Annotated in this window: 16 protein-coding genes; 7 read left to right on the top strand and 9 right to left on the bottom strand. The window is 42.1% G+C overall.

Annotated elements, in window-relative coordinates; all coding sequences use genetic code 11:
- The first annotated feature begins 208 nt into the window (after positions 1-208).
- From BacF7301_RS10425 to BacF7301_RS10405, 5 genes are all read left to right on the top strand, one after another.
- Positions 209-2,779 (top strand): Kelch repeat-containing protein, encoded by a 2,571-nt coding sequence (locus BacF7301_RS10425; RefSeq protein WP_167962545.1) that lies wholly within the window; start codon positions 209-211, stop codon positions 2,777-2,779.
- 146 nt (positions 2,780-2,925) lie between these two features.
- Positions 2,926-3,714, top strand: a complete 789-nt coding sequence (locus BacF7301_RS10420; RefSeq protein WP_167962543.1) for a Cof-type HAD-IIB family hydrolase — start codon at positions 2,926-2,928, stop codon at positions 3,712-3,714.
- A 24-nt stretch (positions 3,715-3,738) separates the two neighbouring features.
- Positions 3,739-5,736 (top strand): tetratricopeptide repeat protein, encoded by a 1,998-nt coding sequence (locus tag BacF7301_RS10415; RefSeq protein ID WP_167962541.1) that lies wholly within the window; start codon positions 3,739-3,741, stop codon positions 5,734-5,736.
- A 369-nt stretch (positions 5,737-6,105) separates the two neighbouring features.
- Complete coding sequence (locus BacF7301_RS10410) at positions 6,106-8,631, top strand: AsmA family protein (protein ID WP_167962539.1); 2,526 nt, start codon at positions 6,106-6,108, stop codon at positions 8,629-8,631.
- A gap of 24 nt (positions 8,632-8,655) precedes the next feature.
- A complete protein-coding gene (locus tag BacF7301_RS10405; RefSeq protein WP_167962537.1) occupies positions 8,656-9,270 on the top strand; it encodes an L-threonylcarbamoyladenylate synthase in 615 nt (204 codons plus the stop codon).
- Positions 9,271-9,363: 93 nt separating this feature from the next.
- Here the strand turns inward: BacF7301_RS10405 and nagB are convergent, their stop codons facing one another.
- Genes nagB through mnmL form a run of 3 tightly spaced genes read right to left on the bottom strand, consistent with a single transcriptional unit; the run spans position 9,364 to position 12,461 of the window.
- Positions 9,364-10,176, bottom strand: a complete 813-nt coding sequence (gene nagB / locus BacF7301_RS10400) for a glucosamine-6-phosphate deaminase (RefSeq protein ID WP_167962535.1) — start codon at positions 10,174-10,176, stop codon at positions 9,364-9,366.
- Between the two features lie 51 nt (positions 10,177-10,227).
- Complete coding sequence (locus tag BacF7301_RS10395) at positions 10,228-11,424, bottom strand: FprA family A-type flavoprotein (protein WP_167962533.1); 1,197 nt, start codon at positions 11,422-11,424, stop codon at positions 10,228-10,230.
- A 59-nt stretch (positions 11,425-11,483) separates the two neighbouring features.
- Positions 11,484-12,461: a tRNA modification radical SAM protein MnmL/YtqA gene (mnmL, locus tag BacF7301_RS10390; RefSeq protein ID WP_209319531.1), complete on the bottom strand. Its 978-nt coding sequence runs from the start codon at positions 12,459-12,461 to the stop codon at positions 11,484-11,486.
- 481 nt (positions 12,462-12,942) lie between these two features.
- Between mnmL and BacF7301_RS10385 the strand changes: the two genes are divergently transcribed.
- The gene (locus tag BacF7301_RS10385; RefSeq protein WP_167962531.1) at positions 12,943-17,310 is read left to right on the top strand and encodes a hybrid sensor histidine kinase/response regulator transcription factor; all 4,368 of its coding nucleotides are present in this window, start codon (positions 12,943-12,945) and stop codon (positions 17,308-17,310) included.
- A 94-nt stretch (positions 17,311-17,404) separates the two neighbouring features.
- On the top strand, positions 17,405-19,993 hold the full coding sequence (xyl3A, locus tag BacF7301_RS10380) for a xylan 1,4-beta-xylosidase (protein WP_167962529.1): 2,589 nt from the start codon (positions 17,405-17,407) through the stop codon (positions 19,991-19,993).
- A 582-nt stretch (positions 19,994-20,575) separates the two neighbouring features.
- On the opposite strand, the gene BacF7301_RS10375 is transcribed toward xyl3A, so the two are convergent.
- The 6 genes from BacF7301_RS10375 to BacF7301_RS10350 all read right to left on the bottom strand — a co-directional run bounded on the left by BacF7301_RS10375 (position 20,576) and on the right by BacF7301_RS10350 (position 23,806).
- Entirely contained in the window at positions 20,576-21,130 is a 555-nt protein-coding gene (locus tag BacF7301_RS10375; RefSeq protein ID WP_167962527.1) for an Imm42 family immunity protein, read from the bottom strand.
- Positions 21,131-21,215: 85 nt separating this feature from the next.
- On the bottom strand, positions 21,216-21,941 hold the full coding sequence (locus tag BacF7301_RS10370; RefSeq protein WP_167962525.1) for a DUF4262 domain-containing protein: 726 nt from the start codon (positions 21,939-21,941) through the stop codon (positions 21,216-21,218).
- Positions 21,942-22,053: 112 nt separating this feature from the next.
- Positions 22,054-22,365 carry an SMI1/KNR4 family protein gene (locus BacF7301_RS10365; protein WP_167962523.1) on the bottom strand — a complete coding sequence of 104 codons (312 nt, stop codon included), beginning with the start codon at positions 22,363-22,365 and terminating at the stop codon, positions 22,054-22,056.
- Positions 22,366-22,432: 67 nt separating this feature from the next.
- Positions 22,433-22,747 carry a hypothetical protein gene (locus tag BacF7301_RS10360; RefSeq protein WP_022137784.1) on the bottom strand — a complete coding sequence of 105 codons (315 nt, stop codon included), beginning with the start codon at positions 22,745-22,747 and terminating at the stop codon, positions 22,433-22,435.
- Between the two features lie 168 nt (positions 22,748-22,915).
- Positions 22,916-23,428, bottom strand: a complete 513-nt coding sequence (locus BacF7301_RS10355) for a DUF2262 domain-containing protein (protein WP_167962521.1) — start codon at positions 23,426-23,428, stop codon at positions 22,916-22,918.
- Positions 23,429-23,527: 99 nt separating this feature from the next.
- Positions 23,528-23,806: a DUF6966 domain-containing protein gene (locus tag BacF7301_RS10350; protein ID WP_167962519.1), complete on the bottom strand. Its 279-nt coding sequence runs from the start codon at positions 23,804-23,806 to the stop codon at positions 23,528-23,530.
- Between the last annotated feature and the right edge of the window lie 209 nt (positions 23,807-24,015).

Raw genomic sequence — 24,015 nt, 5'->3', positions numbered from 1 at the left:
AGATTCATCAATTCGATGACACAAAAATAGGTTCAAAGCAAAAAAAGGGGGTTAATTTTCGGATTAATGCGCTTTTTATTTCATTAATCACTCCATAAAAAGGTAGATGTCAGGCAATCACCCAAGAGAATTAAACTGAATTATTAGGAATACATGAGGGAAATTTCTAACTTTGCATTGAAACGCATTTCTAAAACGTCGTTTGATTATGCAGAGAACATACCAGTTTTTTATATTCATTGCCATATTTGCTCTTTCTTTTCAACCGCTAAAAGGGGCAGGACTGCTCTTTTCAAGAGAGACTCCCCAGACTTATTTAGACTTATTCAGTGGAAACGATATTTCATTCACCAATTCTGTAACGATCTCTTTCGATTTATCTATCCTTAGCCATGAGAGTTTCGGACAGATATGGGTGTATGAGGATAAGGCCGCACCATATAGTTTTGCTTATATCGGTCGCGATAAAAGCAGTTCATCATTCGTCATCAACAGCCTTTCGGATAAAAAGCAATTTCTCGAAATCCCCGTCTCGCCCCAAGCTATCGGTGCACGCAAATGGCTGCATGTAGAAACGCGGCTGGACTTTCAGCACCAGAAAGCGGAAGTGACTATCGACGGGCAGAAATATTCGCTCGATGGTATTACTATTCCGAATCCGTCTAAGGCGAATATTATCTTCGGTGCCAATATCAAGGCGATTCCAGAAGTGCCTGTCATGGTGATTAAAAATATCATGGTGCGGGATGAGGCTTCTCATTCTTTCCTGTTCCCACTCACGGAGTCGGATGGAAAGCTGGTGCATGAGGCAGGTAACAAGTTGCACGGAACAGTGGTCAATCCCACGTGGCAGATTAACAAACAGTTCTTCTGGCAGGAAATAGGTACGTTCACCAGTTCGGCGGCTGCCGGAATAGCGTTTGACGAACCGGACCGGCAGATATTAGTTATAGGTGATAATAATATAAGTAAGTTCGACATCAACACGCTGAAACTGACCGAATACCCCAAAGAAACGGTGGGCACGCAAACGGGATATTCGGGCGAGGCTATTTATAACCCGGATAAGCAGGAGACTTATTTCTATAACTTAGCGGATATTGGCGGACAAACCAGTCCTTTCTTCTCCACTATTTCGGATAAGGCTCTGCCCACCCGTATCGTTTCTCCTCAATTCTCCAATCCGTTGCACCATCATGCTTACTTTTTCGATCAGGCAAGCCAATCGCTCTATATTTTCGGTGGGTATGGCAACTATCAGTATTCAAACCTGACTTATCAGTATGACTTCGACCATGGAGCATGGAAAGAGATACAATTTACGGGCGATGTCATTTATCCTCGTATGCACACCGTAGCAGGTAAAGGTCCTGTGGAGGGAAGCTTTTTTGTATTCGGAGGAGTGGGCAACGAGACGGGCAAACAGGAGCTTGGCAAAGATTTCTTCTGTGACTTGTATCTGTTTGATACTTCCAAGCATATCGTCAAAAAGTTGTGGAGCAGAGCGTTTCCCGACAATTACTTTATTCCGACCCGCGGGCTTGTGTTCGACAGTAAAAAGGGGTGTATCTATCTTTTGTGTATAGACCGGAAAACAACGAATGCCTCTTTGCACCGATTTGACGTGAAGACAGGGGAACATGCCATTGTCTCCAACGAAATCGTTTTTCAAACGAACTGTATTCTGTCAACGGCATACCTGTTTAATAATCCGAAAGACAATGAATTATATGCCATCATCCGGTATAGCGAAGATAATAATCCAAAAGCGAAGATTAGTGTCTATAAGTTGAACGCTCCTCCTATTACTTATCAGGAGCTTAAAAAATGGAATGCAGACGATGATAATGATACCAGCCGGGCTTACCTTTATTGCATTATCGGAGGAATTGCCTTCTTTCTGATTCTTAGTGTGGGCTACTATTATATAAAAAGAGGAAATAAAAAAGAGGTAGTAGTACAGAGCATTCCTGAAGATGAGGCATCTGCCGATAAGGTAAATGCTAGCAGTGCTTCCCAATTACCAATAGATGCACCGGTCAGTACTCCAATAAAAATCAATGCCATCTATTTGTTTGGAGATTTCCAAGTGTTCGATGCCAAGGGTAATGAGATTGCTTACCGCTTTGGACCTAAAATTAAGCAAATGTTTGTTCTGGCACTGCTTCATTCGTACGACGGTCAGGAGGGTATTAGTACTAACAAGCTGTCCGCTCAACTCTGGCCGGAAAAAACGACAACCTCCGCCAAAAACATACGTAATGTCACAATTAATCATCTACGAAATATCCTAACTGACTTGGAAGGGGTGGAACTTGTTTTCTCAAACGACAAATGGAAGATAGTGTATGGAGATAATTTTTATTGTGATTATCTCAAAGCCTTGAGTATAGCAAAAACGCTGCAGCAGGTTGCTTCACCTCAAGAAAAAGAAGTGAAACAGCTTACCGGCTTGCTACAACGAGGTACTTTATTGCCAACTTTTGTACACTACGAGTGGTTTGGTTATATCAAGATAAATCATGATGAGCTTTTTATCCGTATCATAGAGAAGCTGCTTCCTATCGTAGAAACGAATAATGAACCCAGAAAGGTGATTGTACTGGCTGATATACTTTTCTCATTCGACGGAATGAGCGAAACCGCACTGGTGTTCAAAATTAAGGCACTTAAAAAACTTGGACAGAAAGTATATGCACAAAGCGTTTATGAGCGCTTCCAAAAAGAATATCAGCAACTTTATGGGGAGAAATACAAGGAAAATTCGTTTGAAGAATAATATTAGTTCTATCATTCAGGCGACCGTAGGAGAAAAGAAGAATTACCTCTTCTGTATGTGTAAGACTAAAAAAGTATAAGAGAAATCCCCTAATTGTGATTTACACAGAAAAGTAGTACTTTTGTATTCAATTCAAAAGGGAACCTATGACGAAAGCATTATTTTTTGATATAGACGGAACGCTGGTCAGTTTTGAGACTCACCGCATCCCGTCTTCTACCATTGAGGCATTGGAAGCCGCCCATGCAAAAGGGCACAAAATATTTATCGCTACCGGACGCCCGAAAGCTATTATCAACAACCTTTCCGAACTACAAGACCGGAATCTCATAGATGGATACATAACCATGAACGGAGCGTATTGTTTTGTCGGAGAGCAAGTTATTTATAAAAGTGCCATCCCCCAAGAAGAGGTGAAAGCAATGGCAGCTTTCTGCGAAAAGAAAGGAGTGCCTTGTATCTTTGTAGAGGAACATAACATATCCGTTTGCCAGCCTGACGAAATGGTGAAAAAGATATTCTATGATTTCCTGCATGTGAATGTTATCCCTACCGTTTCTTTTGAAGAAGCGACCAGCAAAGAGATTATACAAATGACACCTTTTATCACAGAGGAAGAAGAAAAGGAAATCCGCCCGTCTATCCCGACTTGTGAGATAGGTCGCTGGTATCCGTCTTTTGCCGACGTGACAGCCAAAGGAGATACAAAGCAAAAGGGGATTGATGAAATCATCCGTTACTTTGATATTAAGTTGGAAGATACGATGTCATTCGGAGATGGTGGAAACGACATCAGTATGCTTCGCCATGCCGCTATCGGAGTAGCTATGGGACAGGCAAAGGATGACGTAAAGGCCGCCGCCGATTACGTGACGGCTCCCATCGACGAGGATGGAATCAGCAAAGCGATGAAACATTTCGGAATCATTGAATAAAAAGGATTTACTATACTTACAAGAATGAGCGTAGACACTAACAACGCTGAGTTTCAGGATGCCCTGAACTTGATTCAATATACACGCCAGTCGGTCTTTCTAACCGGAAAGGCAGGGACAGGGAAATCTACATTCCTGCGTTACGTCTGCGAGAATACGAAAAAGAAACATGTCGTACTTGCTCCGACGGGTATTGCCGCAATCAATGCCGGGGGAAGCACGATGCATAGTTTCTTCAAACTTCCTTTCTATCCGTTATTGCCGGACGACCCGAACCTCAGCCTGCAACGGGGACGCATCCATGAGTTTTTCAAATATACCAAACCGCACCGGAAGTTACTGGAACAGATAGAACTGGTGATTATTGACGAGATTTCAATGGTGCGGGCGGATATTATTGATGCCATCGACCGTATCCTGCGCGTATATTCCCATAACTTACGTGAGCCTTTCGGTGGAAAACAGTTGTTATTGGTAGGCGATGTCTTCCAGTTGGAACCTGTCGTGAAGAACGATGAGCGGGAAATATTGAATCGATTCTACCCTACTCCCTACTTTTTCTCTGCACGGGTATTCGGTCAGATAGATTTGGTGTCTATCGAACTACAAAAGGTTTATCGGCAGACTGACCCTGTTTTTGTCGGTGTCCTTGACCACATTCGTACTAATACTGCCGGAGCTGCGGATTTGCAACTGTTGAATACCCGATATGGAAGTCAGATTGAAGAATCGGAAGCGGATATGTATATCACGCTTGCTACCCGAAGGGATACGGTAGATTCAATCAATGAGAAGAAACTGGCCGAACTTCCGGGAGAACCGATTACTTTTGAAGGAGTAATCGAAGGAGACTTTCCCGAAAGTAGTTTGCCTACCTCACAAGAGCTTGTACTAAAGCCCGGCGCACAGATTATCTTTATCAAGAATGACTTTGACCGTCGTTGGGTGAATGGTACGATTGGTGTCATTGCCGGCATTGATGAGGAAGAAGAAACGATATACGTTATCACTGACGACGGAAAAGAATGTGACGTGAAACGGGATTCATGGCGCAATATCCGCTATCGCTACAACGAAAAGACGAAAGAGATAGAAGAAGAAGTATTAGGCAGCTTCACCCAATATCCCATTCGTCTGGCATGGGCGATTACCGTTCATAAAAGCCAGGGATTGACTTTCAGCCGGGTAGTCATCGACTTCACAGGCGGAGTATTCGCCGGTGGACAAGCGTATGTCGCACTTAGCCGCTGCACCTCACTGGATGGTATCCAGCTCAAAAAGCCGATTAACAGGGCAGATGTTTTCGTCCGTCCCGAGATTGTAAACTTTGCGGGGCGTTTCAATAACCGGCAAGCCATTGACAAGGCATTGAAACAGGCACAGGCAGATGTACAATATGCCACAGCCGCACGTGCTTTCGACAAAGGAGACATGGAAGAGTGTCTGGAACAATTTTTCCGTGCCATTCATTCCCGCTATGATATAGAAAAACCTGTCCCCCGCCGCTTCATCCGCCGGAAACTCGGTGTCATCAACACCTTGAAAGAACAGAATAAAAAGCTCAAGGAACAGATGAAGGAACAGCAGGAACGTCTGCGCCAATACGCACATGAGTATCTGTTAATGGGAAATGAGTGTATCACTCAGGCACACGACGCACGTGCCGCCCTTGCCAACTATGACAAGGCGCTCAGTCTCGACCCGAACTACGTGGATGCCTGGATACGAAAAGGAATCACGCTCTTTAACAACAAAGAATATTTTGATGCGGAGAACTGTTTCAATACGGCTGTAAATCTTCATCCAGCAAACTTCAAAGCTATTTATAACCGAGGAAAACTTCGACTAAAAACGGAAGATACGGAAGGGGCCATTGCCGACCTGGATAAAGCGACAAGCCTGAAGCCGGAGCATGCCGGTGCACATGAACTATTCGGTGATGCTTTGCTGAAAGCAGGAAAGGAAGTGGAAGCTGCGTTACAATGGAGAATCGCAGAGGAACTGAAGAAAAAGAGAAAGTAATAAATCTATATAAATGAAAAAGACGGAAACCGACCGTTTTCTTCCTCACCGACCAACACATCGTTCCTCACCGAGGAAAGCCCCGTTCCCCACCGAGGAAAAGGTCGTTGCTCACCGAGGAACGAATCCCCCACTTACAACGCCTTGGAAAGCCATTGTCTACTTTGGAGAGCTACACGCAAATATATTTACAGATTAAGTTATCATCCCCTACTCTCTATCCTCAACCGTCCCAAATACAATCCCGTACTTTTGATTCTGCTAATTTAAAAATAAGAAACCCTAAAAAAAACTCTTTTATCCCTTATTATCAAAAAGTTTTATTAGTTTTGTTCCTTGCATATAATCAGACTCTTAAAATAGAAGCAAATGAAAAAAGGTTTGAAAATCGCAGCTATCACCGTAGGAGTAATTATCATTCTGATGCTCCTTCTTCCTTTCGCCTTCCAGGGTAAGATAGCCGATATCGTAAAGACAGAAGGCAACAAGATGCTCAACGCTCAATTTGACTTTAAGAAACTCAACATTAGCCTGTTCCGTAACTTCCCGCAGGCTTCTGTCACTCTCGAAGATTTCTGGCTGAAAGGTACAGGAGAATTCGCAAACGATACCCTTGTACAAGCCGGAGAAGTTACTGCCGCCATTAATCTATTCTCACTTTTCGGAGATAGCGGCTATGATATTTCTAAAATCTTCATTGAAGACACCAAGCTGCACGCCATTGTATTGCCAGACGGTCAGGTCAACTGGGACATCATGAAACCGGACACGACCGCAACCGACGAAACACCAGCCGTTGAGGAAGAAGAATCTTCTCCTTTCAAAGTGAAGCTACAACGTTTCGTCATCAAAAACATGAATCTGGTCTATGATGACCAACAAGGGAAAATGTATGCTGATATCCGCGACTTCAACGCTATCTGCGCAGGAGACTTAGGAAGTGAACGTACTACCCTGAAACTGGAAGCGGAAACTAAATCCCTGACTTACAAGATGAACGGGATTCCTTTCCTGGCAAATGCCAATATCTCCGCAAAGATGGATGTAGATGCCGACCTCGCCAACAACAAATACACATTAAAGGATAATACGATTCGTCTTAACGCCATCCAAGCCGGCATCGACGGCTGGGTAGCCTTGAAAGACCCGGCTATCGACATGGATTTGAAACTCAATACGAATGATATCGGTTTCAAGGAAATTCTTTCGTTGATTCCTGCTATCTATGCGACTGAGTTCTCCAGCCTGAAAACAGACGGAACCGCCACCCTTACCGCAACAGCCAAAGGTATCCTGCAAGGAGACACCGTTCCTTCATTCAATATTGATATGCAAGTCAAAAATGCCATGTTCCGCTATCCGGCTTTACCGGCAGGCGTGGACCAAATCAATATTAGCGCTAACGTTCAGAATCCGGGTGGAAATATTGACCTGACTACCATTGACATTAATCCGTTCAGCTTCCGTCTGGCTAACAATCCGTTCAGTCTGACTGCCAACGTGAAAACTCCAATCAGCGACCCGGACTTTAAAGCTGAAGCGAAAGGTATTCTCAACTTGGGCATGATTAAGCAGGTATATCCGCTTGGAGACATGGAATTGAACGGAACAATCGACGCCGATATGCAAATGTCGGGACGTCTCTCCTACATCGAACAGGAACAGTATGAACGTATGCAGGCTTCCGGCACCATCGGACTGACAGGCATGAAACTGAAAATGAAAGATATACCGGATGTAGAGATTAAAAAGTCACTTTTCACTTTCACTCCGAAATATCTCCAGTTGAGCGAAACGACTGTTAATATAGGCAAGAACGACATCACTGCCGACAGCCGGTTTGAAAACTATATCGGTTACATACTGAAAGGAACTACCTTAAAAGGTACGCTGAATATCCGTTCCAACTATTTCAACCTGAATGATTTCATGACTGCTTCCGCAGATGAAACCGCCACACCGGATGCAGCGGCTACTGATTCAGTAGCTACTTCCACCGGAATTGTTGAAGTGCCGCGTAACATTGACTTCCAAATGGATGCCAACCTGAAACAGGTATTATTCGACAAGATGTCCTTCAACAATATGAATGGCAAACTTATTGTGAAAGACGGTAAGGTAGACATGAAGAATTTATCCATGAGTACCATGGGCGGAAACGTGGTTATGAACGGATATTACTCTACCGCGAACGTGAAGAAACCGGAACTGAAAGCCGGATTCAAACTGTCGAATATCGTCTTCGCTCAGGCTTATAAAGAACTGGATATGGTACAGAAGATGGCTCCAATCTTCGAAAACCTGAAAGGTAACTTCTCTGGAAGCATCAATGTATTGACAGATTTGGATGCAGCCATGAGCCCTGTATTGGATACGATGCAAGGCGATGGCAGCCTTTCTACCCGCGACCTCAGTTTAAGCGGAGTAAAAGCAATCGACCAGATTGCCGATGCTGTGAAGCAACCAAGCCTGAAAGATATGAAGGTGAAAGATATGACACTTGATTTCATCATCAAAGACGGACGTGTAGAAACGAAACCGTTCGATATTAAGATGGGAGATTACAATCTGAATCTTTCCGGCAGCACGGGACTTGACCAAACCATTGATTATACAGGAAAAATCAAGTTGCCTGCATCCGCGGGAAATATCTCCAAACTAATGACTCTCGACTTGAAAATCGGCGGTTCGTTTACTTCTCCCAAAGTCAGTGTCGATACCAAGAGTATGGCAAGCCAGGCTGTTGAAGCTGTAGCCGATGAGGCTATCAGCAAACTCGGTCAGAAACTGGGTCTGGATTCTGCCGCTACTGCCAACAAAGACTCAATCAAGCAGAAAGTAACGGAAAAAGCTGCTGAAAAGGCGCTGGATTTCCTAAAGAAGAAACTTAAATAAAGAAGATGGGAAGGAGAAGAAGTTATGCTTCTGAAGCTATATGATAAAAATAACAACCCGCAGGATTTACAACGAGTAATTGATATCCTGAATGACGGCGGACTTATCATCTATCCTACCGATACGATGTACGCCATCGGCTGCCACGGTCTGAAAGAGCGTGCAATAGAGCGGATATGCCGAATTAAAGAAATAGATCCGCGAAAAAACAACCTGTCCATCATCTGTTATGATTTGAGCAGTATCAGTGAATATGCCAAAGTAGACAATAGTGTATTCAAGCTTATGAAGCATAACCTTCCGGGGCCATTCACCTTTATCCTGAACGGTACGAACCGGTTACCTAAGATTTTCCGCAATCGGAAAGAAGTCGGTATCCGTATGCCAGACAATAACATTATCCGTGAGATTGCTCGGTTGCTCGACGCTCCCATTATGACTACCACCCTACCATATGAAGAACATGAGGATCTGGAATACATGACTGATCCCGAACTTATAGACGAAAAGTTCGGTGATATAGTAGACTTGGTCATTGACGGGGGAATCGGGGGAATAGAACCCTCGACCGTAGTAAAATGCACAGAGGACGAACCCGAAATCATACGTCAAGGGAAAGGCTGGCTGGAAGAGAACTAATCTCTTCTCCTGCCGGAAATTCTATTATACTAAAATGGGCTGCAATCAATTAAACACTGATGCAGCCCATTTTTTATAGAGTTTATCCTCTTCTTACTTAATCAAAGATTCCGGGTCCAAGTGAGTAGACTCGATATCCTTAAAGTAGCGGTAAGTACCCACTTTCAATTCAACAGTAGCAGCATCGTCACAAACGATAATACCCTTTTCATGCATCTGCAAAGCACTGATAGTCCACATCTGAGTGATGGCACCTTCTACAGCATGATACAAAGCACGTGCCTTGTTATGACCGTTCACGATAATCATCACTTCTTTTGCAGAAAGTACAGTACCCACACCCACTGTCAATGAAGTCTTGGGAACTTTGTTGATGTCATTATCAAAGAAACGTGAGTTGGCAATGATAGTATCCATTGTCAATGTCTTCTGACGAGTGCGTGAAGTCAGGGAAGAACCCGGTTCGTTGAATGCGATATGTCCGTCGGGGCCGATACCACCCATAAACAAGTCGATACCACCGTAAGACTTAATCTTTTCTTCGTAACGTGCACATTCTGCATCCAGGTCAGGAGCATTGCCATTCAGGATATTTGTATTCTCCGGTTTGATGTCGATATGGCCGAAGAAGTTATTCCACATAAAAGAATAGTAGCTTTCCGGATGTTCTTTCGGCAATCCTACATATTCGTCCATGTTGAATGTCACTACATTTTGGAAGGAAACGATACCTTTCTTATTCAAGTCAATCAACGCTTTGTACATACCCAGAGGAGAAGAACCTGTAGGGCAACCCAATACAAATGGTTTTTCAGGAGTCGGATTAGCAGCCTTTATTTTTGCAGCAACATAATGTGCAGCCCACTGAGATACGGACTGGTAGTCCGGTTGAATAATTAATCTCATAAGTCGATTGTTTTATAGGTTAGTAATAAATATATTATCTCATTCACTGTTTTAACGGTCTTTCTTCAAGCGCTCCGCCATTGCACGCGCCAGGTTTTCGCATTGGGTATAGGTAATGTCTTTCATCGCCTGCTTCATCTCTACCGGATCGCCTATCAACTCAAATTTGCTCTTTTCTGCAAATTCAGCCAAACGCTTCACAGCAGCACCTGCCCATGTGAAAGAACCGAAATAGCCTAAATAGCGACCTTTCACTTCGCGTACCAGAATCTTGGAAAGCAGCGATTCCACTTCCGGGAATATCTGATTGCTATACGTAGGAGAACCGATTATCAATCCTTTATAACGGAAAATATCCGCTATAATATAAGAAGGATGACTCTTAGCCACATTGTGCATAACGATGTTCTTGACTCCTTGAGCCGAAAGTTCCGCTGCAATAGCCTCAGCCATTTGTTCCGTATTTCCATACATGCTTCCGTATGCGATAACTACGCCTTCATCCGCATCATAACGGCTCAAACGGTCATAGATACCCACCACTTTGGCAATATTCTCAGTCCATACCGGCCCGTGGGTAGAGCAAATAGCAGAAATAGGAAGACCGCCGAGTTTCTGCAACGCTTTTTGCACAGGGCTTCCATATTTACCAACAATGTTCGAATAGTAGCGAACCATTTCTCCCCAATACTTATCCACATTCATACGGGTATCCAGGAAACCGCCGTCCAGCGTACCGAAACATCCGAATCCGTCACCGGAGAAAAGAATTCCATCCGTTTCGTCAAATGTCATCATCGTTTCCGGCCAGTGTACCATCGGAGTCATATAAAAACGCAGTTTATGACGTCCCAAAGCCAGGAAGTCTCCGTCTTTCACCAGATATTGTTCTCCGGTCACGCCATAAAAGCCTTCAATCATGCCGAATGTCTGCTTGTTGCCTACGATGATAATTTCCGGATAATGCTGTTTAATCAATCGGATGGAACCGGAGTGGTCAGGTTCCATATGATTTATAATCAAATAATTAATGGGACGTTCTCCAATCACTTGCTTAATCTTACGCAAGTAGACTTCAAAATAACAGATATCCACCGTATCCACCAATGCCACCATTTCATCATCAATCAGATAAGAGTTATATGAAACTCCATAGGGTAATGGCCACATCGCCTCAAATCTATGCTTGTTACGGTCATTTACTCCCACATAGTGGACATTTCCTTTAATTCTTGTTTTATGTTCCATTCTTTAAGTTACATTAAAAAGTCTCTCTCACCACCCGATATTCCCCAAATAGATATTTATCAGGTAGTAAATTTATCGTCTGCAAAATTAATCCTTTTTTCCGAATCCTTGTACTTCTTGCCTTGATAAGCACCTCTTTCTTTCATTCTTTTTTGTAAACGCGCTACAAATTCATAATTTTTCAGTCCCCAGTCAGGAGCTATTAATAAATCTTTAGGAGATTGGGAGACAAAGCGTTCCACTACTATATGGGGACGAAGATGTTCTACATAGTCAATCACTAAATCAATATATTCGTCCACTTCCGCAAACAAATGAAAATCAACGGGATTCTCAGCATATTCATGAGCCATGCGCGTGCCGCGAATCAGTTGCAACTGATGAATTTTCAGAGTGCTCAACGGCAGTTCCGACAGGATTTCCGCCTGTTCCACCATCGTGTCATGTGTCTCTCCCGGAAGTCCGAGGATGACATGTCCGCCCGTCAAGATACCACAAGCAGCAGTCCGCCCGACCGCTTCTGCTGTATCCGCATAAGTATGCCCCCTATTTATACGTTGCAGAGTTTTGTCGCAAGTACTTTCTATTCCATATTCCACCATTAGAAAAGTATGTCTGTTCAACTCTTCCAAATAGTGCAATAAGCCTTCCGGCATACAATCCGGACGCGTTCCTATCACCAAACCCACGACATCTTTCACCTCTAGCGCCTCTTCATACTTACGTTTCAGTCCTTCCAATTCCGCATAAGTATTGGTATAAGCCTGAAAATAAGCCAGATATTTCATATCCGGATATTTATGGGCAAAAAAGCATTTGCCTTCTTCCAGTTGGGTAGCGATAGATTTCTCTGTCCGGCAATAATCCGGGTTGAAAGTCTGGTTGTTGCAATAGGTACAACCACCCCACCCTTTCGTTCCGTCCCGGTTGGGACAGGTAAAACCAGCATTCAATGAAATCTTTTGTACTTTGTAAGGAAAATACTTACGTAAGAAAGTAGGGAAATCATTATATAAAAAAGGAGTTGGCATATTCATTCTGTTCATTCATTATTTAATCTACAAACATAAGAAAAATCAACGAGGTAAAAAAAGATGCCCCAAAATATCTTCAATATATTAAAATAATCATAAAGAGCATAAGATAATTTAATAAATATTGCATTTCAAAAAACTATTTAGTTAGCTTTGCCTTGATTTTAGGCATTGACGTGAGGATACTTGTGAAAGTCTTGTGCAATTTATTCCCCAATTATGATTTCATCTCACCATACCCCATGCAACTCGCGTCAATAAAATTATCCTCTTTATATTCCTAATAAGAATATAAAGGGGATTTTGGTTTAAATAACTATCGTTTATTTAAGTTTCAATAAAGTCTAGTGAGAGATAATCCCCATATAAGTAGTATAAGAGGAAAAAATAGGCAAAAAAGAGTATAATTCGTTCAAACCACTATTCGCACTTTCTATTCCGGTTTGTTTTGTTTATTTTTGCTTTGAACATTTTAGAAATTACTATGAAACGGCTCAGTACTCTATTTCTTCTTTTATTGACTGCAATTATAATGATTGCCCAACCCATCTGCCAGGTCAAACATTTCTCTGTCAGTGACGGTCTTGCCCAAGGAATAGTAATGAGTATTTTACAAGACCGGAAAGGGCTTATCTGGTTCAGTACATGGAACGGGCTCAATAAATTTGACGGTTATACATTCAAGACTTATAAGACTTCACAAGAAAGCGCCTATGCATTCGGTAGCAATCGCATGGGGACTATATCAGAAAGCAAGTACGGAGACATATGGTGTCCCACTTACGACGGGCAGGCTTGCCTGTTTGATGTAGAAACCGAGAAGTTCATTGATGTTCTTCAGCCGATAGAACATTCTACCCAACAAACGAATTATGTCACGCGAATTCACTCACTGAAAAAAGGAATCGCCTGGATTCTCTGTGAAAACGGATACGCGTTCAGGGTAGACGAACAGTTGTGTAAAAAAGGAGAAGGTATCACGCTCTACTCAACTTCCAGCCACAACCTGAAAGGCGACCATATATATACCGTTTATCAGGATTCCGAAGAAGATGAATGGATACTGACCGACAAGGGCGTCTCAATCATAGGAAAAAAGACATTAGATACCGACTTTCCTTTTCAATTTATCACGCAGATAAAAGGAACGGTCTATCTGATTGCGGAAAATGACAAGTTAGCGGGATATGATTTCCGCACTAAAAAGCTAAAGTTTGTAGATATTCCCTATCCGCATGGCAAAATAAACAATGTGACCGTCCTAAGAGAAGACATACTGGCATTGGGGACGGATAACGGGTTGATACTGTATTCCACCCAGAAGAAGAGTTTCCGGCAGATAGATATCCGGACGGCTAGCCAATTCTCCAATTATGTGGAAACGGTCTATCAAGACCACATGGGAGAACTCTGGATATTCTCCAAGAATCCGGGAATTATTCATTTCAACCTCACAACCAATGAAAAAGAACATCTGTTCACTCCCAAAGAAGAGCTTATCAAACACGGACGCAAGAGCCGTAAACTCATTTTCGAGGATAAGGCAGAGAATTTATGGTTACTTCCCACCGAGGGAAACTTTTGCTATTACGACAGGAAGGAGAAAACCCTCAAACCGCTGCTTACGGACATCAACAATCCTAAATCTATTTTCAGCCCGTTAGTCAGGTCTTATACGTTAGACAGTCAGGGTGATTGCTGGTTTGCCACAGCACGCGGTGTGGAGAAGTTATGTTTTTTCCCGCAAAGCTATCAATTCAACCAGACGGACTATGAAGCCGAAACACGTGCTTTCCTACGGGACAGCAACCAACGTCTCTGGACTGCATCCAAGTCAAACTATATTCAGATATATGCACCGGACGGAACTTTGGAAGGCTATCTGTCCGCACAAGGGAATATCGTCAAAGAAAAGCAGCCATTCTTCAACGGAGTATATTCCATTCTGGAAGATAAGGACAATAACATTTGGCTGGGTACTAAGGACATCGGTCTTTTCCAATTAAAGAAAACAGGGGCGAACCATTACTCCATCCATCATTTCAAACACCAGTCCAATGACCCTTACAGCCTTAGCAGCAACAGCATCTATGCTATCTATCAGGACAGTCGCAATAATATCTGGGTAGGGTGTTATGGCGGCGGATTAAACCTGTTGACACAAACCAAGGATGGAAAAACATCATTTATCCACAGTAATAATGAATTGAGAAATTATCCCATAGCCTACGGCATGAAAGTGCGGAATATCGCTGAAGCTCCGGGCGGGGTTATCCTTGTGGGAACGACTAACGGACTGCTCACATTCTCTAACAGCTTCGAGCGTTTGGAAGAAATCAAGTTCTACCGGAATATCCGCCGACCGGGAGACAAAAACAGTTTGAGTGCCAATGACATCATGCACATATATACCGATAAGAATAAGACCACCTATATCATCAGCTTTACCGGGGGAGTAAATAAAGTCATATCCGACCAACTGCTCAGCGAGAATATCCAGTTCAAGAACTATGATAAAAACAACGGGCTGGCTTCCGATTTGGCACTCTCGATGATTGAAGATACCCAGAACCAACTATGGGTGGTTTCGGAGATAGCTTTGTCCAAGTTCAATCCTGCCAAAGAGACATTCGAAAACTTTGAGTTGAGTTCAATCTACCAGGAGTTTAATTTCTCGGAAGCGATTCCCGTTATCAATGCCCGCAACCAAATAGTACTAGGAACGGATAAAGGATTCCTCGAAGTCTCCCCGGACAAGATGCACAAGAGCGAATATGTTCCGCCTATTGTATTCACGGGACTAAAAATCCAGGGACATTCTACGGATTATTCTATCGACAACTTAAAAGAGCTGGAACTGAAATCATCGCAACGGAATGTCACTTTCCAGTTTGCCGCGCTCGATTATGTGAATCCCAAAGGAATCTTATATGCCTACCGCCTGCAAGGATTAGAGGACGAGTGGAATGAAGCCGACAATAACCGGTCTGCAAGCTATATCAATTTACCAGCCGGCAAGTACAAACTGCAAATAAAGTCAACGAACAGCGACGGAGTATGGAAAGACAACGTACGTACCCTTCCCATACACGTGCTTCCTACCTTTTGGGAAACCTATTGGGCATGGCTGCTCTATTTCGTCCTGTTCATACTCTTCACAGCCACAATCGTATATGTACTGTTCTACATCTACCGGCTGCGCCACAGAGTCGATATGGAGCAACAATTAGCCAACATCAAATTGCGTTTCTTTACCGACATTTCCCATGAGCTACGTACTCCGCTGACTCTAATCAGCAGTCCTGTAACGGAAGTTCTGGAGAATGAGCCCCTTTCACCTTCCGCACGCGAACATCTTACCTTGGTACATCAGAATACAGAGCGTATGCTCCGGTTGATGAACCAGATACTGGATTTCCGCAAGATTCAGAACCAGAAGATGAAACTACTGATAGAAGAAACGGATTTGATTCCGCTCTTGCAAAAAGTAATGAATAACTTCAAACTGATAGCCGAGGAGAAAAACATAAACTATCAGTTACATTCTTCCATCCCGTCAGCATATAGCTGGGTGGACAGGGACAAATTTGAAAAAATATTCTTCAATCTACTTTCCAATGCATTCAAATATACACCTGCCGACAAATCAATAACAGTCAGCATTGCGGCAAAGGAAAGAACAATAGAGATAGCAGTAGCAGACGAAGGCATCGGCATTGCAGCAGAAAAGCAACATTCACTGTTCCAGCGTTTTGAATCATTAGTAAAACAGAACATCCTGCAACCGTCTTCCGGCATCGGCTTATCCTTAGTAAAAGAAATGGTGGAAATGCATCACGGCACCATCGAAGTAGACAGCCAGCCCGGAATAGGCAGCCGTTTTACTGTCACTTTACCCTTGCAGAAGGAAGTGTTCGAAGAAGACGTACAAGTAGAATTTATCCTGAACGACAGCCAAAGTTCAACGCCTCATCCTGCCGACAGCATGAAAGCACCGGAAGAGACAGAAGAAGAAAATGAAAAAGAGGAACAGGAGCGCAACTCAGAAAACTTCTCCATACTGGTCGTAGAAGACAATGAAGAACTGAAAGCATTTCTGAGGAACATCCTGTCGGAGAACTATACGGTGATAACAGCTTCCAACGGTGAAGAAGGATTGCAACGCGCCGCCGACAACCTGCCCGACCTTATAATCAGCGACGTCATGATGCCCGTCATGGACGGACTTGAGATGATTAGGCAAATCAAAGAGAACAACAACATTTGCCACATTCCCATTATCGTACTTTCCGCCAAGGCATCCCTGGACGACCGCATCGCCGGACTGGAGCAAGGCATAGACGACTATATCACCAAGCCGTTCAGCGCCACCTACTTAAAGACACGCATAGCATCCCTGCTACGCCAACGCAAAGCGTTACAGGAAATCTACATGAACAAGCTGATGGAAGGAAAGAACAATTCTTCCATTGCCGCCGCTCCTGCTACCGGTTCGCTTACCCCTTCTCAGCCGCAAATAACCCCGTACGACGAGCAATTCATGGAGAAAGTGATGGAATTTATGGAAGAACAGATGGATAATGCCGAACTCACCATTGACGAGTTCGCAGAAAAGTTAATGCTCAGCCGTACTATCTTCTACCGGAAACTGAAATCAATCATCGGTCTGACTCCCGTAGACTTTATACGTGAAATACGTATCAAACGTGCCGTCCAGTTAATTGACAGCGGTGAATACAACTTCTCACAAGTAGCCTACATGACAGGTTTCAACGACCCGAAGTATTTCAGCAAATGCTTCAAGAAAGTGATAGGAATCACCCCCTCGGAATATAAGGAAAAGAAAAAGTAAATAAATACTCCTTTTCTACCGGATATTCCCCGAAGAAATAACGAAAAGCCCGTACTATTGCAGTCTCAAATCTAAAAACCAAAAGAAACAGAAAATGAAAAAGCAATGGATTATCGCCTGTCTTACCGGAATATTCATGATGAACGTGCAGGCGCAACAACCAAGCAAGTATCCCTACCAGGACACAAAGCTGACTGCAGAACAACGGGCAGACGACTTACTCCAACGTCTTACACTGGAAGAGAAAGTCGCATTGATGCAGAACAACTCTCCGGCTATCCCCCGCCTCGGCATCAAGCCATACGAATGGTGGAACGAAGCTCTTCACGGAGTAGCCCGTGCCGGACTGGCTACCGTCTTTCCGCAAGCAATAGGTATGGCAGCATCCTTCAATGACGGATTACTATACGAAGTGTTCGACGCCGTATCCGATGAAGCGCGTGCCAAAAACCGCCAATTCAACGAGCGGGGACAGTACAAGCGTTACCAAGGACTGACCATGTGGACTCCCAACGTCAACATCTTCCGCGACCCGCGCTGGGGACGGGGGCAAGAAACATATGGCGAAGACCCTTATCTGAGCGGACGTATGGGAATGGCAGCAGTCAGAGGTCTGCAAGGCCCGGAAAATGCCGAATATGACAAACTCCACGCCTGTGCCAAGCATTTTGCCGTGCATTCCGGCCCCGAATGGAACCGCCACAGCTTCAACGCCGAAAACATCGCTCCGAGAGACTTATGGGAAACCTATCTTCCCGCTTTCAAGGAACTGGTGCAGAAAGCAGGAGTAAAAGAAGTGATGTGTGCCTACAACCGTTTTGAAGGTGAGCCTTGCTGCGGCAGCAATCGCCTGCTCACCCAGATTCTCCGCGACGACTGGGGTTTCGAAGGCATCGTCGTCACCGACTGCGGAGCTATCGGCGACTTTTTCCAGCGCAAAAAACATGAGACGCACCCTAACGCAACACATGCTTCCGCCGATGCCGTACTGAGCGGAACCGACCTCGAATGCGGCGGTCATTTCAAAAGCATAACGGAAGCCGTAGAGAAAGGGCTTATCTCAGAAGAAAAAATCAACGCTTCAGTAAAAAGACTACTGAAAGCCCGTTTCGAACTGGGAGAAATGAACGATACTCATCCCTGGAGTGAAATCCCCTATTCGGTAGTAGACAGTCCCAAGCATAAGGAACTGGCACTGAAGATGGCACACGAAAGTCTGGTACTGCTTCAAAATAAAGGGAACCTGCTCCCTCTGAACCGCGGGATGAAAGTCGCCGTCATCGGCCCGAACGCCAATGATTCAGTGATGCAATGGGGAAACTATAACGGATTTCCATCACATACCGTCACCCTGCTGGAAGGCATACGCGCCAAACTTCCCGAAGCACAAATAGTCTACGAGCCTGTCTGCGGATATACAAACGATACCACCCTGCACAGCCTGTTCAACCAATGCAGCATAAACGGCAAAGCAGGGTTCGACGCCACTTACTGGAACAACCGCGAATATAAAGGCGAAATAGCCGCCACCGACCAACTGTCCACTCCTTTCCATTTCAGCGCAGAGGGTTCCACCGTGTTCGCTCCGGGCGTGAGACTGAAGAATTTCACCGCTATCTACCGCACTACTTTCCGTCCTACAGACTCCGGTGCGGCAACTTTCCGAATCATGAGCAATGGCGGACTCACCATATTCATCAACGGAAAACAAGTAGCCGAAGGAACGAACATCAAAAATCCCGCCAACCTGTATTCGTTCAATTACGAAGCCGGCAAGAGCTACGACATCGAGCTGCATTTCATTCAGGTGAAAGATAACCCTTCGCTCAACTTCGACCTTGCCCGTCTGACTCCTATGGATACACAGGACATCATCAACAAATTGAAAGATACGGATGTCGTTATCTTCGCCGGTGGCATCTCTCCCCTGCTGGAAGGCGAATCCATGAGAGTGTCCGACCCCGGATTCAAAGGTGGCGACCGCACGGAAATCGAACTGCCCGCTATCCAGCGCGAAGTTCTGGCTCTTTTGAAGAAGAACGGTAAAAAGACAGTATTCGTCAACTTTTCCGGCTCGGCAATGGCAATCGTACCCGAGACACAGAATTGCGACGCTATCCTGCAAGCATGGTATCCCGGACAGGCAGGCGGAACAGCCGTTGCTGACGTACTCTTCGGAGACTATAATCCTGCCGGACGTTTGCCCGTCACCTTCTACAAGAATATGCAGCAACTACCGGATTATGAGGACTATTCGATGAAAGGGCGCACCTACCGTTTTATGCGTGAAACTCCCCTGTATCCTTTCGGCTACGGATTAAGTTACACCCGCTTCTCTTATGGAAAAGGTAAACTGAACCAGTCGAAGCTACGCAAAGGTGAAAAAGTTATCCTCACCATTCCGGTTAGTAACATCGGGCAGAGAGACGGTGAAGAAGTTGTGCAAGTATATATTTCGCGTCCCGATGATAAGGGGGGCCCGCAAAAGACACTTCGCGGCTTTAAACGGGTCAACATAGCCAAAGGCAAGACCGAAAATATAACAATCGAGCTTCCCTACGAATCATTCGAATGGTTTGATACCGTCACCAATACGATGCATCCTTTGACCGGAACATACAAGGTGCTTTATGGAAGCAGTTCAGCCGACGATTTGCAATCACTCCCTATAAAGATTTTATAATTTTACCCTCATGCCCTCATAAGCTACTTCAATCCCTTTATTCATCGGGGTTGTAGCTATGAGGGTAAACTATTATAGCACCCTGATAGTAAAAGTTACCCTCATACACAAAAATTACCATACCCAGAACTCTATCATCTGATTTACAGGGTATTAATAGTTATCATGCCAAGTATTAACACTCTACATCCCAACTATTAATAGTTGAGAAATCAGGTATTAATAGCTGATAAATGATGCAATACTACCCAATAAATGATTCAGCATTACTTGAAATAATAGATAAAATAGCCTGCAACTCTAAAGCAAAAAGTACATCTTATAGGATGACGACTTGTTTGCTATAGGGCGACAATCTGTTTCATGCTTTGAAACAATGTGTTCAGAGCCTTGAAACAAAGTGTTTCACCCTATTAAACAGTTTGTTTCAAGTGCTTGAAACAAATTTAATCTACCGCCAATTTAATTGTTTGTACTCCAAAAATATCTATATTTACAATTATGGCGAAAATTAACCGCCGTGAAATTAACCGCCGTTATTTTTAGGAGACACCATTGCAAATAGCTGACTATTAAAGTAGTTCACAGGCTTGTTGTTGATACTTCGTCTCTTCGCAAAACTAAGATTGTCGAATCTTTAATCCATTTGAGAAATTCATCAAAGCAAGAGTATATAAAACCATACGGTAACTTAATGTCGAGATACTTATCATTCCCATCTTCTTTAGATAATAACCATTCATATCCATCTCCTTCTAACAGAAACACAAAAAAACCTTGAAAACATTCTCCATATTGTGATAATATATCAAGATTTTTAAGTGCTACATTCTCTGCCGGACTTATGTCGTGGTCATTGTGATTATCAAACCATATGCTATTTATTAGATTATCTGTTATTTGTTTAGCTGATAGTCTATTCGGAGTAATATAGCGTTGTCCTTTTAACTCTGCAATTTTGGTTATACGGTCTAATTCTGCTGATAAAACCGCAGTTTGTTCTTTATCTCCAACCATATTATTCTCTATCCATAAACAGTAGTTTATGAATATGTACCCTTCATCGCGCTGCCATAGTTCAGCTTCTATCGCAAACTTATCTTTATCTCCAAAAAGATTCATATGTTTTTTATTCATACATATATTTTTATTCCACTGACTGATAACGTTCAACAATGTTCCACTTTGTAATACAGTTTATTCGCTTATTATCGGTATCTTTTTATTCGTTATCAGATTCAATATAATTTCGTTCCCATTCATCTTCAATAGATTTTCGATGAGCTTCTTCTCCGTAGTCCAAATCAAAAACTTCATTCAAAGTTGCATCTTTTAGAATTAATTCTTTCAGAGCTACTAATTTAATATCTTTCCCGGTCTGCTCTCCAGTTAAAAACTGCCAGTCCCCGTCAGAATCATGAACCACATTTAATATCGGCTTACTTTCTTCCAACCATTGTTTGGTTGTAAAGACACCTAAATTTTCACTCTCAAAAAACTTAAAATCATAGTTCCTGTCCAATAGCGGTTGTTTAAATTTGAGATTACTATCGAAATTTTCATCCCACGGAAAACAACCGTTCTTATCAGTCCAGATAAATTCTAAAACAGGAAATACGAAGTTATAATAATCAAGAGCGAATCCAACATAATCATTCAAACTCCGTTTATCTACTTGCAGAAAATAATTACTTCCATTCTCCAGAAAATCGCAATACAATTCGTTTGGCTGTACGATATTTCCATTTAGTACAAATTTACCAACTTCATTTACAATTGAATGAAGTATATCTATCGAGAGTCCGAAAACAATTATTTCCGGGTGTTTACACGTTTTCCATAATCCAATACTATACGCAAATGAAGGAAGATAATCCGTTGCTTCAATCAGAATGACCGAAAAACCATATTTATCAATATCCGAATTTATTTTTTCAAACTCTTTCATATCATTATTATTTTACGTTATACTACATTTTGCAATTTATCGAAATTAAGATAAATAGCCTTGCCTAGAAAATCGTCAAAAGAAGGTGCTATGTACTTGATAGAAGCCATATCTAAATCTCCCAAATCCACCCTATATATACTATTGTCAGGCAGATAAAAAATATATCCAATATCACCATCCATGCCAAATACTCTTTTTGAAGATATTTTTGTATTCCATAGTCATGATTGTAAGCAATAATATCTTCAATAGCCCATATATAAATGTAGTTATCTCCTAACTTACCCTCACCACCATTGCTCCATAACAAAAAACTTTTGTACTGTTTTGGCAAGGTTGTATTTAGCTGCTTTTCTACATCTTCAATAAACGCAGTATTTGCACCATCCTTTTTATACCATTTACTTTCTATTACTTCCATATTGTTTTTATTTCCAGTTCTAATGTTTAGTGACTAATCGACCTTTCAGGGCAGTTTATACCTATTGTTAGTAATCTATTTCACTTCCACTTAATAATGTAATATTTCCCAGTCTTTTATATTCTCTTTCTAAATCTTCTTTTGTGAATAGATAATAGTTATCCTCAAATCTTGGCAAATCATATCCCTTTACAAAAGACAAGAAAGAAAATATCTTTTCATCGACTTCTATACCATGTTTATCATTATCATCCAAAATTTGTAATAGACCATCAGCTTTCACAGAAATTGCATTTCTGACACCTTCTGAGTTATATTCTTCGTTATCAGGTAACGCTTTTAGAACTTGATAAAAATTTGTTATTTGCTGTTTGAGTTTCATTCTTAATGGTTTAAATGATTGGTAATGGGTTGGTGAGAAACTGCATTTAGCTGTTAAGATGATTGTTACCAATGTTTTGTTTGGGGAAATAATATAGGCTATCAACTTTGTTTTCAAAGAAATACAACTCTATATTGCCAATTCTTACAGTTTGTTAGCAACCTATATTTATCCCTCTAATCCATTACATTCACATTCAATTTTATCGTTTTTCATTATTAAGTTATACCATATGACATGACCTGCATAGTAATCAGGAACACAGTTTATATACATATCTATATCTGTTATTCCTTCTTCAATAGAAAAAACGATAGATTGTACTCTTAAACTATTACAAAAATCGGTTTGGGTTATAGGTAAAAATACTTTCTCTTTATCTATTGTCAAATAACAATCTTTTTCATCTATTACTTTAGAGTCTTCGTCTTTCATCCATTCTTCTGCAAGTAATATCATTCCTTCCTCTATTGCTGCTTCAGAACAGGATTCCCTGTTATTATTTACCCATAATAAAACAGCTTTAATGATAGGCAAGATAGATACATTGTCTATTTCTTGTTTACTCAATATTTTAATACGGGTTTGACTATTCCATATTGAAACATGGAATAAAGAACTGAACGGTTTATTACCTTGCAAAAAATCTTTTTCGGTTAGTTTTTCTATTTCTATTACCATTTTATTTTCATTTTATGGATTGATAATTGTTTGCAGCTAATCTCCTATTTAAGACGATTGAAGTATGTGTGTACACCGATATTTTCCTTCTGAATTATCCTATTCCACAAAAGATTGTACCATGCTTTCGTAGAGTTGTTCACGCAACTGACTCAGTTTATTATTTTCATCTATGCAAATGACCCCATTTCTCACTAAAACCAAATCATTAAATGACCCCATTCCGCCAAATAGACTTTTAATTTTTCTTAGCCAATCCCATCGGGAAGAATAATTGTCTGCATACAACCTTTTGAGATTAGAAGCCCAGCCATGTTCACCTGCAATTTCTAATAATTCTATTATTTCTAAAAGAATTTCTCTTATTTCTTTTTCCATCTTTCCTTATTTAATTTGATAGTGTTATGCCAACAGCAGTCATTTACACTGTTATATTTCTAAGTATTTGTATTGTTATGTGCTTGTTACAACTACCTATATTTGCAAATATAGGGATTGTTTTTATACTATTACATGACAACCTAAATAGTTTTGGTGATTTTGCTTTTTCATATCTTGCATATCCTGCCATAAAAAGATAAAAGGGA

It is taken from the genome of Bacteroides faecium, assembly GCF_012113595.1.
In the GTDB taxonomy this organism is placed as follows: Bacteria; Bacteroidota; Bacteroidia; order Bacteroidales; family Bacteroidaceae; genus Bacteroides; species Bacteroides faecium.
The sequence above is the reverse complement of the archived record's forward strand: the minus strand, read 5'-3'. Positions and strand labels throughout refer to the sequence as shown.